Origin of the sequence: Ideonella sp. A 288, assembly GCF_002198735.1 — a bacterium.
Classification (GTDB): Bacteria; Pseudomonadota; Gammaproteobacteria; order Burkholderiales; family Burkholderiaceae_C; genus Pseudaquabacterium.
On sequence record NZ_MWLO01000048.1, the window covers coordinates 1 to 14309 of the forward strand.

Sequence of the window (14309 nt, forward strand, 5' to 3'; positions counted from 1 at the left end):
TGGGGGTGTGGGGGAGGGTGTCGGTGCCGGCGAAGGAGCGGGCTTCGGAACAGGAAACAGCGGCGGCTTGATCTTGCGGGCGTCCAGCGGGTCGGCGACAGACTCGTCGGTGCCGCCGCCTCCGCAGGCTGCAATGGTTGTGCTCGAGGCTATGGTGGCCAGAGTCTTGCTGAGCAGCGCCCGACGGGCAGGGTCGATCGGTTCAGGGCAGGTCATGTTTGTCTGGTGTGTACTGGGCATCTAGGGGGCAAATCTGCTTGCCAACACTGGAATTGTCGGCAGTTACTTCGGTCACTTGCGTCGCAATCGCAACGATCGGAAACGAGGTCTAGCCCAGAACGCCCCCTTTGGCAACGGTGAATGGTCGGGTGCCTCGGTCGCGGGCACACTCCAAGGCGTCCGATGGCCCCGTGAGATCAAGCCCATGTCACTCTCAGCAACCGGCTCCCAGGCGCATTACCAGGCTGCGCTGGACGACGGCCGCATCCTCATCCAGCGGTGCAGTCGGTGTCACCAACATGTGCACTTTCCCCGTGAAGTATGCCCACATTGCGGTGCCGACGGCCTGGCGTTCGTGTCTCCCTCCGGCACAGGCACGGTCCATGCCGTGACCACCGTGCGGCGCCGGGCCGAGCAGGGCGGCGACTACAACGTGTGCCTCGTCGACCTCGACGAGGGTGTTCGGCTGATGAGCCGTGTCGAGGGGCTGCGGCCGGACGAGGTGCGCATCGGCCTGCGGGTGCGAGCCCGCGTGGCGGTGGCCGACGGCCGAGGCCTCGTGGTCTTCGATCCGGCGGCGGCATGTTGAGCCCGCAGATGAAGGCGCTGCGCGGCAGCGCGTCGATCGCCGGCGTGGCCACCTTCGGCTGTGGCGAGGCAACGGGCTACACCGAGATGGAGATCCTGGCCCGCGCCGCGCACGCCGCGGTGGCCGATGCCGGGCTGACGATGAAGGACATCGACGGCCTGTGCACCGCCAGCGTGCTGTCGACGATGTGGCCGATGCCGGTAGTCGAGTACCTGGGCCTGAACCCCACGTTCATCGACGGCACCATGCTCGGGGGCTCGAGCTTCGTCGCGCACCTGATGCCGGCGATGCTGGCCCTGCAGGCCGGCCAGTGCAACGCTGTGTTGGTGTGTTATGGCAGCACCCAGCGCACGTCCACCTTCGGCCGCGCCCAGGTGGCGCAGGCGCGTCGGCTGATGGACCCGCAGCCGCACGAGACACCCTACGACCCCGTGCAACCGTTGTCGGCCTATGCGCTGGCGGCGTCGCGCCACATGGCGCAGTACGGCACCACGCGACGCCAGTTGGCCGAGGTGGCTGTGGCCGCGCGGGCCTGGGCGCGGCTCAACCCCGAGGCCTTCGAGCGCGGGCCGCTGTCGGTCGACGACGTGCTGGCCTCGCGCATGGTGTCCGATCCGCTGACGGTGCGCGACTGCTGCCTCGTCACCGACGGCGCCGGCGCCTTCGTGCTGGTGCGCAGTGACCGGGCGCGCGACCTGCCCCGCCCGCCGGTGGCGGTGCTGGGCACGGCCACCGCGGTGTGGCACCGGCAGATCTCGTCGATGCCCGACCTCACGGTCACCGCGGCCAGCCAGTCGGGGCGGCTGGCCTTCGAGATGGCCGGCCTGGCGCCGAAGGACGTGGACGTGGTCGAGCTCTACGACGCCTTCACGATCAATACGCTGTTGTTCCTGGAGGACCTGGGCTTCTGCGCCAAGGGCGCGGGCGGTGCCTTCGTTGAGGGTGGCGCCATCTCGCCGGGTGGCCGCCTGCCGGTCAATACCAACGGCGGCGGGCTGTCCTGCGTGCACCCGGGCATGTACGGCATCTTCACGCTGATCGAATCGGTGCGGCAGCTGCGCGGCGAGGCCGGCGACCGGCAGGTGGCCGGCGCGCGCACCGCGCTGGCGCATGCCAACGGCGGCACGCTGTCGAGCCAGTCCACGGCGCTGCTGGGCGTGGCCGACGCCGTCTGAGCGGGGGCGGTTGCCGCGCCGCCTACAGCCAGCCGGCGCAGCCCGGCGCGCCGCAGCGACAGGCGAGCGTGCCCTCGTGGTGGGTCTCGCCGTAATTCACCGTGATCTCGTCGCCGGGGGCGATGGCGCGCAGCGCGTAGAACTCGATGCGGCCGTCGCGGATCGACAGGCGCGCGTTCGGCCGGCAGCTGTGGTTGGTGAAGCGCATCGGGTCCTGCGACTGCGAGGCGTCGATCGCCTTGCGGGTGGACACCTCGACGATCATGATGCGCTGCCGCCCGGCGGCGCGGCGGCGCGCTTCAGCCACGCTGATCGATTCGCCTCGGATCTCGCCGATCTTGCGGTGCGGCGGGATGTCTTCCGCGGCGAAGGCACCGAAGCCGTCGATGCGGCTCTTGCGGACGGACACGTCGTATTTCTGATAGGCGGGCCGGGTGGCCGGGTCTGCCGGCAGCGGCCCTTCGTCGGCCGCGGCCTCGTCGACAGCGGGGGCCTTGGTGGTGTGGCGTCGGGCGTGGCTCATGGGCTTGCAGTGTGCCCGAGCCGCGATTCCTGCCGCATCGCCGCCAGCCCCAGCAGCATGCCCAGCAGCGCGGCGCCCGCCGTCACCCATCGGGCCGACGACCACTGTCCGCTGGCCGCCACCACTGCCGCGATCAAGGGCGTGCCGACGAACTGCCCCAGTTGCGAGCCCTGCATGATCATGCCCTGCAGCGCGTTGATCTGCGCCGGGCTGCGCGCCAGCACGGTGGACGAGGACATCACCGCCGCCGGGATCACGCCGCCGCAAAACGACAGGCCCACGCACAGCGCAAAGCGCAGCCCATCGGGCAGGGCGTCGCTGAACAGGCCCCAGCCGCACAGGCCGGTGACGGTGTGGGCGGCGGCGATCAGCCGGCCGCGCGGCACGCCGCGCTGCACCAGCGCACCGCCGATCAGGTTGCCCGGCACGTTGACCAGCAGCATCGCGCAGGTGAGGCCGGCCACCAGGCCGGGGGCCAGGCCGCGCTGCTCCTTCAGGAAGGTGGGCATCCAGATGATCAGCGCGAAGTGCTGCATCGCCCACAGGCCGAAGGACAGCGTCAGCAGCCAGGTCAGCGGCTGGCGCAGTACCGCCAGCGCCTGCGGGGCGGGGGCGGCGGCATGCGTGGTTCCCTGCGTCGGGGCATAGCAGGCGCGCTGCCGCCAAGCCGCCGCCGCGGCCAGCAGCAGCACCGTGGCGGCCGCCAGCCACAGCGCCTGCCAGCCGCCCTGCGGCAGCAGCCAGGGGGCCAGTGCCATCGCGGTGCCGGCACCCATCGGCATGTAGCTGCTCCACACGCCCAGCGCAAAGCGCCGGTCCTGTGGCGCTGCCGCGGCGCTGACCAGCGCCGGCGCGGCCACCGAGACGAACAGGAACCCCGCGCCTTCGACGAGGCGGCTGACGATCAGTCCGGCGAAGCCCGACGCCCCCAGCGCTGCGACCGATCCGGCGGCGCTCAGCAGCAGCCCCGTCACCACCATGCGCAGCGCGCCCACCCGGCCGGCCAGCAGGCCGATGGCCAGCGCCGAGACCACGGCCAGCGTCGTCAGGGTCGACGACACCCAGCCTGCCTGCACCAGCGACAGGCCGAACTCCTCGCGCATCAGCGGCAGGCTCACCGGCACCTTGCCGACGTTCATCGCCGCGGCCACGCCGCAGAAGGCCGCTGCCAGCACGGCCGGCCAGTGGGTGCGTGGGTGCGTGGGCGGGTTCGCCCCGCCGACCGCGGGCGGCATCACCCCAGCAGCCCGCGCTCCATCGGCATCGACGGCAGGTCCACCGTCGGCTGCGGTTTCCAGCCAGGCTTGCGGTCCTCGGCCACCACGTTGGTGTAGATGCCGCCGCGCACGTACCACTTGGCGGTGATGCGGATGAAGCGCGGCCGCGTCGCCTTGACCAGGTCGTCGAGGATGGTGTTGGTCACCTTCTCGTGGAACGCACCCTCGTTGCGGTAGCTCCAGAAGTACATCTTCAGGCTCTTCAGCTCGACGCACAGCTCGTCCGCGATCATGTCGATCGTGAAGTGCGCGAAGTCGGGCTGCCCGGTCAGCGGGCAGTGGCAGGTGAACTCGGGCACCTGGAACTGGATGACGTAGTCGCGGTCGGGGGCCGGGTTGGGGAACACATGCAGTTCCTTGCTCGGTGCGCTGGGCGGGTTGGGGGGCAGTGGGCGCTGGTTCAGCGCAGGTTTCTTGGCCATGGTCGGCAGCCGCTTCCGAAGGGGGCGCGATGGTATCATCCGGGCCTTCCGGCGCGCCCCTTGGCACGCAATAAATCCATACAAATCAACGACTTGCAGTACGTCTCGCGAGCATCCGCGCGGCCCTGCGAGCCACCGGCCGACGCATGCGCCTGAACCAGATCAAGCTCTCGGGCTTCAAGTCCTTCGCCGAGCCGACCACGTTCCAGCTGCCGGGCCAGCGTGTCGGCGTGGTGGGCCCCAACGGCTGCGGCAAGTCCAACATCATGGACGCGGTGCGATGGGTGCTGGGCGAGAGCAAGGCCAGCGAACTGCGTGGCGAGAGCATGCAGGACGTGATCTTCAACGGCTCGGGCAACCGCAAGCCCGCCAGCCGCGCCAGCGTCGAACTGGTGTTCAGCAACGAGGACGCCCGCGCCGGCGGGCAGTGGAACCAGTACGCCGAGATCGCCGTCAAGCGCGTGCTCACCCGCGACGGCACCAGCAGCTACTTCATCAACAATCAGCCGGTGCGCCGTCGCGACGTGCAGGACGTGTTCCTGGGCACCGGCCTGGGCCCGCGCGCCTACGCCATCATCGGCCAGGGCACCATCAGCCGCATCATCGAGTCACGCCCCGAAGAGCTGCGCATGTTCCTCGAAGAGGCGGCGGGCGTGTCCAAGTACAAGGAACGCCGCCGCGAGACCGAGAACCGCCTGAAGGACACGCGCGAGAACCTGGTGCGGGTGGACGACATCCTGCGCGAGTTGAACAACAACCTCGACCGGCTGGAGAAGCAGGCCGAGGTGGCCGGCCAGTACCGCGCGCTGCAGGACAGCGGCACGCTGAAGCTGCACCAGCTGTGGTTCCTGAAGCACCGCGATGCGGCCAGCGAGGAAGAGCGCGTGCGCAAGGCGGTGCTCGAAGCCACCAACGCGCTCGAGTCGCGCCTGGCCGAGCTGCGCCACGTCGAAGCCGGGCTCGAGGCCGTGCGCCAGGACCACTACGCCGCCAGCGATGCGCTGCACACCGCGCAGGGCTCGCTGGCCGAGGCCGCGCTGGAGGTGAGCCGGCTCGAAGAGCGCATCCGCTACGTCGTCGAGGGCCGCCAGCGCGTCGAGCAGCGGCTGGCCGACCTGCGCACCCAGAACGACCAGTGGCAAGACCGCCGGGGCCAGGCCGAGGCCGAGCTGGAGACCATCGCCGAACAGATCGCCGCCGCCGAGGAGCAGGCCGAGGTGCTGGCCGCGCAGGCCGAGGAGCAGGGCATGCGCCTGCCCGACGTGGAGGACGCCGTGCGGGCGGCCCAGTCGCGCGCCAACGAGCAGCGCGTCAAGGTCGTCGAGGTGCAGCAGCAGATCCAGGTGCTGGCCGCCGACAGCCGCCATGTCGAGGAGCAGTCGCGCGCCTTGCGCACCCGGCGCGAGCGCCTGTCCACCGAGGCGCGCTCGCTGGCCTCACCTGACCTTCAGCGTCTGGGCGAGTTGCGCGGCCAACACGGCGCGGCCGACGAGGCCCTGCAGGTGGCCGAAGCCCGTCTGCACGAGCTGCAGGAACAGACGCCCGCGCTCGAAGAACAGCGTCGCCAGCAGCAGTCCTTGGCCAACGCCGAGGCGGGCAAGCAGAGCGACATCGCCGCGCGCCTGTCGGCGCTGCGCGCGCTGCAGGAGAAGGTACAGACCGAGGGCAAGCTCAAGCCCTGGCTGGCCAGGCACGGACTGGACAGCCTGCAGGGCCTGTGGACGCGCATCCACATCGAGCCCGGCTGGGAGACGGCGCTCGAATCGGCGCTGCGCGAGCGCCTGAACGCACTGGAAGTGGGCCGCATCGAGACCGTGCGCGCCTTCGCCACCGACGCGCCGCCGGCCAAGCTGGCCTTCTACACGCCGCCGCCCTCGGCCATCGCCAACACCCACCAGACGCTGCCGCGGCTGTCCGACCTGCTGCGGCTGGGCCAGAACCTCGGCGACGGCGGGCTGAAGGCGCTGCTCAACGACTGGCTCGAAGGCGTCTACACGGCGGTCAGCATCGACGAGGCGCTGGCCCAGCGGCCGCAGCTCACGCATGGCGAGGTCATCATGACCCGCGAGGGCCATGCGGTGAGCCAGTTCTCGGTGAGCTTCTACGCGCCCGATTCCGAGCAGGCCGGCATGCTGGCCCGCGCCCAGGAGATCGAGAACCTCGAACGCCAGACGCGCGCCCAGGCTCTGATCGCCGAGGAGGCCAAGACCGCGCTGGTGCGCATCGAGGCCGCCTGCACCGACGCCGCCCAGCGCCTGGTGCAGGCCCGCCGCGAGGCCACCGAGGTGCAGACCCGCGCCCACCAGCTGCAGGTGGAGCTGATGCGCCTGCAGCAACAGGCCGATGCCACCAGCGTGCGCAAGGGCCAGCTCGATGAAGAGCTGGCCGAGATCGACGCCCAGATGGAGGGCCTGGAAGAGCGCCGCGCCACCGGCGAGGCCCGCTTCGAAGAGCTGGACATGCAGCTGGCCAACACGCAGGAACGCCACGCCGAACTCGACGAGGCGGTGATCGCCGCCGAGCGGCGGCTGGCCGATGCGCGCGAGCAGTTGCGCACGCTGGAGCGCCAGGCGCAGGAATCGCAGTTCCAGTCGCGCGCGCTGGCCTCGCGACGCGGCGAGCTGCAGCGCTCGATCGAGACGGCGGTGCAGCAGGCGGCCACCAACACCCAGGCCGGTGAGCAGCTGGAGCTCGAGCTCGGCTCGCTCAACGACGCGGCGGCCCAGGCCGGGCTGCAGACGGCGCTGGCGCTGCGGCTCGAGCGCGAGCAGGCCCTGGCCGCGCAACGCAGCAGCTATGACGATCTGTCGGCGCAACTGCGCCAGGCCGACGAGCAGCGCCTCACGCTCGAACGCAGCCTCGACCCGCTGCGCGAGCAGATCACCAAGCTGCAGCTCGAAGCCCAGGCCGCACAACTGGGCGGCGCGCAGTACCTCGAACAGCTCTCGGCGGCCGAAGTCGACTTCGAGGCGCTGGCGCTGGGCATCGAGGCCGACAAGGTCAAGCTGTGGGGCCTGCAGGGCGAGATCGACCGCATCAACAAGGAGATCGCTGCCCTGGGCGCGGTCAACCTGGCCGCGCTCGACGAACTGAGCTCGGCGCGCGAGCGCAAGACCTTCCTCGATGCGCAGAACGCCGACCTGCAGGAGGCGATCTCGACGCTGGAAGACGCGATCCACAAGATCGACCTCGAGACGCGCGACCTGCTCGGCAAGACCTTCGACCAGGTCAACGAGCACTTCGGCCGCATGTTCCCCAGCCTGTTCGGCGGCGGCAACGCCCGCCTGCAGATGACCGGCGACGAGATCCTCGACGCCGGCGTGCAGGTGATGGCGCAGCCGCCGGGCAAGAAGAATTCCACCATCCACCTGTTGTCGGGCGGCGAGAAGGCGCTCACCGCCATCGCGCTGGTGTTCGCGATCTTCCTGCTCAACCCGGCGCCGTTCTGCCTGCTGGACGAGGTCGACGCGCCGCTGGACGACGCCAACACCGAGCGCTATTCCAAGCTGGTCAGCGAGATGTCGCACAAGGGCACGCAGTTCCTGTTCATCAGCCACAACAAGATCGCGATGGAGATGGCCGAGCAACTGATCGGCGTGACCATGCAGGAGCAGGGCGTCTCGCGCATCGTGGCGGTGGACATGGACGCCGCCATCAGCCTGGCCGAAGCGGCCTGACCGGGACGACCCAGCATGACACTGACCACGGCGCTGGCGATCCTGGGCGGCCTGATCCTGGCCGCGGTGGTGGCGCATGGCGCCTGGACGGCGCGGCGCGCCAGCCCGCGGCAACCCGACGCGCCGGTGGAGTCGCCGCGCCACGAGCCGGCGCTGGCCCAGGAGTCCGCCGAACGCGAGGTGGCCGACGACGCCATGGGCGCGCTGCGCCCGCCGATGCCGCGCCGCCCCAGTGTGCGGCTCGATCCGCTGATCGACGCGCTGGCGCCGATCACACTGGAGGCGCCCATCACCGGCGAGCTGGCGCTGATGCACCTGCCACCCTCGCGGCGCGCCGGCACCAAGCCCTTCCTCACCGAAGGCCTCAACACCGAGACCGGCGAGTGGGAGCTGCCGGTGGCCGGACAGCGATATGGCGAGTTCCAGGCCGGCGTGCAGATGGCCAACCGCAGCGGTGCGCTCAACGAGATCGAGTTCTCCGAGTTCGTCCAGAAGCTGCAGGGCTTCGCCGAGGGCGTGGGCGGCATGGTCGAGGTGCCGGACATGCTCGACGTGGTGGCCCGGGCGCGCGAGCTGGACGCCTTCGCCAGCGGCCACGATGCGCAGCTGGCCGTGGTGCTGCGCGCCAACGCCGCCGCCTGGTCGGTGGGCTACATCCAGCAGATGGCCGGCCGCCGCGGCTTCGTGCCCGGCGTGCTGCCGGGCCGGCTGGTCCTGCCCTCGGCCGACGACGGCGCGCCGCCGGTGCTGGTGCTGCATTTCGATGCGCAGGCGGCGCTGGCCGACGATCCGCACATCTCGTCCGTGCGCGAGGTGACGCTCTCGCTCGACGTGCCGCAGACGCCCGAGAGCGCCGAGCCCTTCCCGGCCTGGCACGACGCGGCCCGCAACCTGGCCGTCGACATGGACGCCACGATGATGGACGACCACCAGCGGCCGATCACGCTGCATGCCTTTGCCTCGATCGGCACCGACCTGGCCACGCTGTACCGCGCACTCGAATCGCGCGACCTGGCCGCGGGCTCGCTGGTGGCGCGCCGGCTGTTCAGCTGACCGCGGGGCGGGCCGATGAGCGACGCCACCGTCCCTGCCGAGGCGGTTGCCCGCGCGGCCGAGTTGCGCAGGCTGCTGCAGCACCACGCGCACCGCTATTACGTGCTCGATGCGCCGGAGATTCCCGATGCCGAGTACGACCGCCTGTTCCAGGCCCTGCAGGCCATCGAGGCGGCACACCCCGGGCTGCGCACGGCCGATTCGCCCACCCAGCGCGTCATCGGCCAGGTGCTGGCGGGCTTCGCGCCCGTGCGCCACGCGGTGCCCATGCTCAGCATCCGCACCGAGACCGACACCGAGGCCAGCGGCGCCGAGGCCTTCGACGCCCGTGTGCGCCGTGAGCTGGCACTGCCCGACGACGCAGCGCCGCTGGACTACGCCGCCGAGCTGAAGTTCGACGGCCTGGCCATCAACCTGCGCTACGAGCGCGGCGTGCTGGTGCAGGCGGCCACCCGCGGCGACGGCGAGACCGGCGAGGACGTGACACAGAACATCCGCACCATCGCCCGCGTGCCGCTGCGTTTGCAGGGCAGCGAGGCGCCGGTGATCGAGGTGCGCGGCGAGGTCTACATGCGCCGCGACGATTTCGAGCGGCTCAACGAGCAGCAGCGCGAGAAGGGCGAGAAGACCTACGTCAACCCGCGCAACACCGCCGCGGGTGCGGTGCGCCAGCTCGACCCGGCCATCACGGCGCAGCGGCCGCTGAGCTTCTTCGCCTATGGCCTGGGCGAGGTGCAGGGCTGGGACCAGCCGGCCACGCACAGCGCCACGCTCGACGCGCTGGCGGCCTTCGGGCTGCCGGTGTGCGCCGATCGGCGGGTGGTGCAGGGCGCGGCCGGTCTGGTGGCCTTCCACCGCGAGATGGGTGCGCGCCGCGACGCGCTGCCCTTCGACATCGACGGTGTCGTCTACAAGGTCAACGACATCGAACTGCAGCGCCGCCTGGGGTTCGTCACCCGCGAGCCGCGCTGGGCCGTGGCGCACAAGTACCCGGCGCAGGAACAGGTGACGCGGCTGAACGCGATCGAGATCCAGGTCGGCCGCACCGGCAAGCTCACGCCGGTGGCCAAGCTCGAGCCGGTGTTCGTCGGCGGCACCACGGTGAGCAATGCCACGCTGCACAACCTGTTCGAGCTGCGTCGCAAGGGCGTGCGCGTCGGCGACACGGTGATCGTGCGCCGCGCCGGCGACGTGATCCCGGAGGTCGTCGGCCGCGTGCCCTCTCTGCGGCCGGCCTACGTGCCCAACTTCCGCATGCCGCGTCAGTGCCCGGTGTGCGGCAGCCCGGTGGCGCGCGAGAAAGGCGGCATCGACCACCGCTGCAGCGGCGGCCTGTACTGTGGCGCCCAGCGCAAGCAGGCGCTGCTGCACTTCGCCGGCCGCCGCGCCATGGACATCGAAGGCCTGGGCGACAAGCTGGTCGACCAGCTGGTGGACAGCGGCCTGATCCGCACGCTGCCCGAGCTGTACACGCTGGGCGTGGCCAAGCTCGCCGCGCTCGACCGCATGGGCGGCAAGAGCGCGCAGAACCTGGTCGACGGCCTCGTCAAGAGCCGGCATACGACGCTGGCACGCTTTCTTTACGCGTTGGGCATCCGCCACGTCGGCGAGGCCACCGCGAAGGATCTGGCGCGGCACTTCGGCGGCATCGACCGCATCATGGACGCCAGCTTGGATCAACTGCTCGAGGTCAACGACGTCGGCCCGGTGGTGGCACAGAGCATCCGCGCCTTCTTCGAGCAGCCGCACCACCGCGAGATCGTCGAGCAGCTGCGCGCCGCCGGCATCCAGTGGCCCGAGCACGAAGGCACCCAGGCCGACACCGCGGCGCTGCCGCTGGCCGGCAAGACGCTGGTGCTCACCGGCACGCTGCCGACGCTGTCGCGTGAGGACGCCAATGCGCTGATCGAGGCCGCCGGCGGCAAGGTGGCGGGCTCGGTGTCGAAGAAGACGCACTGGGTGGTGGCTGGCGACGAGGCCGGCAGCAAGCTCGACAAGGCTCGAGACCTGGGCGTGCCCATCCTCGACGAGGCCGGCCTGCGCGCGCTGCTCGCGGGCTGACGCCGGCCGCCGTATGATCGATCCGCAGTGGCTGAACTGGGCCGTGCTGGCCGTCTTCGGCGTGGTCTACCTGGGCATGGTGATGGGCAGCCTGCCCTGGCTGCACCTCGACCGCACGGGCGTGGCGCTGCTGGGCGCCATCGCCGTCATCGGCCTGGGCGCGATGACGCCCGAGCAGGCGGCGCAGTCGGTGCACCTGCCGACGATCCTGCTGCTGTTTGCGTTCATGGTCATCTCGGCGCAGATGCGGCTGGGCGGCTTCTATGGCGCGGTCACCCGGCGCATCGCCGCGCTGCCGCTGTCGGCGCCGGCGCTGATGGGCGTGGTGATTGCCGTCACCGCGGCGCTGTCGGCGGTGTTCTCCAACGACATCGTGTGCCTGGCGGTGGCGCCGGTGCTGGCCGAGGCCTGCCTGCGGCGCCAGCTCGACCCGGTGCCCTACCTGCTGGCGCTGGCCTGCGCGTCCAACATCGGCTCGGCCGCCACCTTGATCGGCAACCCGCAGAACATGCTGATCGGCGAGGTGCTGAAGCTGTCCTTCGGCGACTACCTGCGCCTGGCGCTGCCGCCGGTGCTGGCGGGGCTGTTGGTGCTGTGGGCCCTGCTCGGCTGGTCGGTGCGTGGGGGACGTGCCGACGCGCGCGAGGCCGCGACGCCGTCTGCAGACAAGCCCGCCCCGGCCGGCGAGCCGGACCAGCCTTTCGACCTGTGGCAGACGGCCAAGGGGCTGGCGGTGGCGCTGGTGCTGATGGGCGTATTCCTGTTCACCGATTGGCCGCGCGACGTGGCCGCGCTCACCGGCGCCGGCCTGCTGCTGCTCAGCCAGCGCTTCCACTCCTCGCGCGTAATGGGCCTGATCGACTGGGAACTGCTGGTGTTGTTCATGGGCCTGTTCGTCGTCAACGCCGCCCTGCAGCACACCGGGCTCACGCAGCAGGCCGTGCAGTGGCTCGCGTCGCAGGGCGTGGCGCTGGGCAACGCCGCCCACCTGTTCGGCGCCACGCTGCTGCTGTCGAACCTGGTGTCCAACGTGCCGGCGGTGATGCTGCTGCTGCCGGTGGCCAGCGGGGCGCACCACGGCGCGACACTGGCGCTGGCCAGCACCCTGGCCGGCAACCTGTTGATCGTCGGCTCGATCGCCAACCTGATCGTCGTCGATGCGGCGCGGCGTGCCGGCATCGACATCGACTGGCGGCGGCATGCCCGCATCGGCGTGCCGGTGACGCTGCTGTCGCTGGCCATCGCTGTCGGCTGGCTTGCCCTCAGGGCATGATGACGGTTTCCGAATCGAACCTGGAGACGGCATGACCGTTCGCGAGATCCTCAAGATGGGCGACGAGCGCCTGCTGCGCGTGGCCCAGCCGGTGCGCAGCTTCGACACGTCCGAATTGCATGCGCTGGTGGCCGACATGAAGGAAACCATGGTCGCCGCCAACGGCGCCGGCCTGGCGGCGCCGCAGATCGGCGTCGACCTGCAGGTGGTGATCTTCGGTTTCGAACGCAACGAACGGTATCCCGAGGCGCCGCCGGTGCCGATGACGGTGCTGCTCAATCCCGAGATCGTGCCGCTCGGCGAGGCGATGGACGACGGTTGGGAAGGCTGCCTGTCGGTGCCGGGCCTGCGCGGCAAGGTGCCGCGGCATGCCCGCATCCTCTACCGGGGCGTGGACGTGGCGGGCCGGCCCATCGAGCGCGAGGCCGACGGCTTCCACGCTCGCGTCGTGCAGCACGAGTGCGACCACCTCATCGGCCGCCTGTACCCCACCCGCATGACCGACCTGACCCAGCTCGGCTACACCAGCGTGCTGTTCCCCGACCTTGACCCGGCCTCGGACGACTGAGTCAGCGGCCGGGGGCCCCGGCGCGTTGTAGGCATCACAGAGTCCGCGCCCCCGTGGGCGCCAAAGGAATGCACATGACGCGGCTTGCCACCCGATGGCTCCTCGGCTTCGGCCTGGGCCTACTCGCCGCGGTGGCCCTGCTGCCAGGCCTGGCTGCGGCACAGCCCGCCGACGCAGGCGCCTGGCCGGCCCGCGTGGGCCGGCTGGCCGAAGTGCAGGGCGTGGTGTGGCTGTTCGACCGCGACGAGGGGCAGTGGACGCAGGTGCAGCGCAACCGCCCGCTGACCACCGGCGACCGCCTCAGCACCGAACGCGGTGCGCGCGCCGAACTGCGCATCGGCTCGACCACCCTGCGCCTGGACGGCGATACCGACCTGAGCCTGCCGCGGCTCGACGACCAGGCCATCGCCGTCGAGCTGAGCACCGGCAGCGTGGCCCTGCGCGTCACGGCGCGCGACGTGCTGTCGCAGATCGAGATCACCACCGCCGAGGGCCGCTTCACCCCGCGTGCCACCGGCCACTACCGCATCGACCGCCGCGGCGAGGCCAGCGAGGCCACCACATGGCGCGGCGCGCTGCAGTTCGAATCGCACGACAGCCAGTTGACCATCACGGGCGGCCAGCACGCCGAACTGTGGCAGCAAGGCGCGGACCGCACCACCCACTACCGGCTGGTGGCCGTCGAGCGCGACGAGTTTGCCGACTGGGTGGCGCGCGACGACCGCGACCTCGACCGGACCGAGGCCGTGCGTCACGTCTCGCCCGAGATGACCGGCTGGGAAGACCTCGACCGCTACGGCCGCTGGGGCAGCCATCCCGAGTTCGGCACCGTCTGGACCCCGTCCGACGTGCCCGAGGGCTGGGTGCCCTACCGGGACGGCCGCTGGAGCTGGGTCTCGCCCTGGGGCTGGACCTGGGTGGATGCCGCGCCCTGGGGCTTCGCGCCGTTCCACTACGGGCGCTGGGTGCGTTGGGGCGGCCGTTGGGTGTGGTCGCCCGGGCCGCGCACGCACCGCCCGGTGTTCGCCCCGGCGCTGGTCACCTGGACCTTTGCCCCGCACCAACCCGATGGCCGCCGGCCGCCGCCGCCGTCGGGCTGGACGCCACTGTCGCCGCGCGACGTGTACCGGCCGCACCGACCCGCGATGCCGCCACCGCCGCCGCTGCACGACCGCGTGGTGCCGCCGGCGCCGTGGCGTGGCGACCGGTTCGACCGGGGCGATCGCCGTCCCGATCCGCGCCCGAGCCCGCCGCGCCCGAACGTCGGCATCGAACCCGCACGGCCCGTGCCCTACACGCCCCAGGGCGTGCCGGGGGGCGTGACGGTGGTGCCGCGCGATGTCTTCACCCAGCCCGGCACGCCGTCGACCTTGCCGCCGGCCCCGCCCCCGCCACAACCGCCGCGAGCGCGTCCTGATCGCCCCGATCGAACCGGTCGCCACGCCACGGCGCCGGCGGCACCCCGCGGTCGT

At 71.3% G+C, this 14309-nt stretch carries 11 protein-coding genes and 1 pseudogene; 8 read left to right on the forward strand and 4 right to left on the reverse strand.

Going from position 1 to position 14309, the window contains the following annotated elements:
- Positions 1-216, reverse strand: a pseudogene (locus EOINJALH_RS32505) (hypothetical protein); the annotation flags it as partial.
- 208 nt (positions 217-424) lie between these two features.
- On the opposite strand from EOINJALH_RS32505, the gene EOINJALH_RS02480 reads away from it, so the two are divergent.
- Positions 425-808 carry a Zn-ribbon domain-containing OB-fold protein gene (locus EOINJALH_RS02480; RefSeq protein WP_088278731.1) on the forward strand — a complete coding sequence of 128 codons (384 nt, stop codon included), beginning with the start codon at positions 425-427 and terminating at the stop codon, positions 806-808.
- Positions 802-1983: a thiolase gene (locus tag EOINJALH_RS02485; protein ID WP_088278732.1), complete on the forward strand. Its 1182-nt coding sequence runs from the start codon at positions 802-804 to the stop codon at positions 1981-1983. Before EOINJALH_RS02480 ends, EOINJALH_RS02485 begins: the two co-directional genes overlap by 7 nt.
- Positions 1984-2005: 22 nt before the next feature.
- On the opposite strand, the gene EOINJALH_RS02490 is transcribed toward EOINJALH_RS02485, so the two are convergent.
- Genes EOINJALH_RS02490 through queF form a run of 3 tightly spaced genes read right to left on the reverse strand, consistent with a single transcriptional unit; the run spans position 2006 to position 4205 of the window.
- Positions 2006-2506 carry an SET domain-containing protein gene (locus EOINJALH_RS02490; RefSeq protein WP_088278733.1) on the reverse strand — a complete coding sequence of 167 codons (501 nt, stop codon included), beginning with the start codon at positions 2504-2506 and terminating at the stop codon, positions 2006-2008.
- Complete coding sequence (locus EOINJALH_RS02495) at positions 2503-3681, reverse strand: CynX/NimT family MFS transporter (RefSeq protein WP_234413631.1); 1179 nt, start codon at positions 3679-3681, stop codon at positions 2503-2505. Before EOINJALH_RS02495 ends, EOINJALH_RS02490 begins: the two co-directional genes overlap by 4 nt.
- 59 nt (positions 3682-3740) lie before the next feature.
- Positions 3741-4205 (reverse strand): preQ(1) synthase, encoded by a 465-nt coding sequence (queF, locus tag EOINJALH_RS02500; protein WP_088278735.1) that lies wholly within the window; start codon positions 4203-4205, stop codon positions 3741-3743.
- Between the two features lie 146 nt (positions 4206-4351).
- On the opposite strand from queF, the gene smc reads away from it, so the two are divergent.
- From smc to EOINJALH_RS02530, 6 genes are all read left to right on the forward strand, one after another.
- Positions 4352-7882, forward strand: coding sequence for a chromosome segregation protein SMC (smc, locus tag EOINJALH_RS02505; protein WP_088278736.1), 3531 nt, complete (start codon positions 4352-4354; stop codon positions 7880-7882).
- Between the two features lie 15 nt (positions 7883-7897).
- Positions 7898-8935: a cell division protein ZipA C-terminal FtsZ-binding domain-containing protein gene (locus EOINJALH_RS02510; RefSeq protein WP_088278737.1), complete on the forward strand. Its 1038-nt coding sequence runs from the start codon at positions 7898-7900 to the stop codon at positions 8933-8935.
- Between the two features lie 15 nt (positions 8936-8950).
- Positions 8951-10996 (forward strand): NAD-dependent DNA ligase LigA, encoded by a 2046-nt coding sequence (gene ligA, locus EOINJALH_RS02515; protein ID WP_088278738.1) that lies wholly within the window; start codon positions 8951-8953, stop codon positions 10994-10996.
- A gap of 13 nt (positions 10997-11009) precedes the next feature.
- Complete coding sequence (locus EOINJALH_RS02520; RefSeq protein WP_199873127.1) at positions 11010-12269, forward strand: anion transporter; 1260 nt, start codon at positions 11010-11012, stop codon at positions 12267-12269.
- Positions 12270-12300: 31 nt separating this feature from the next.
- The gene (gene def, locus EOINJALH_RS02525) at positions 12301-12837 is read left to right on the forward strand and encodes a peptide deformylase (protein ID WP_088278739.1); all 537 of its coding nucleotides are present in this window, start codon (positions 12301-12303) and stop codon (positions 12835-12837) included.
- A 74-nt stretch (positions 12838-12911) separates the two neighbouring features.
- Positions 12912-14309: DUF6600 domain-containing protein (locus EOINJALH_RS02530; RefSeq protein WP_404872726.1), on the forward strand; the 1398-nt coding region annotated here is incomplete at its 3' end.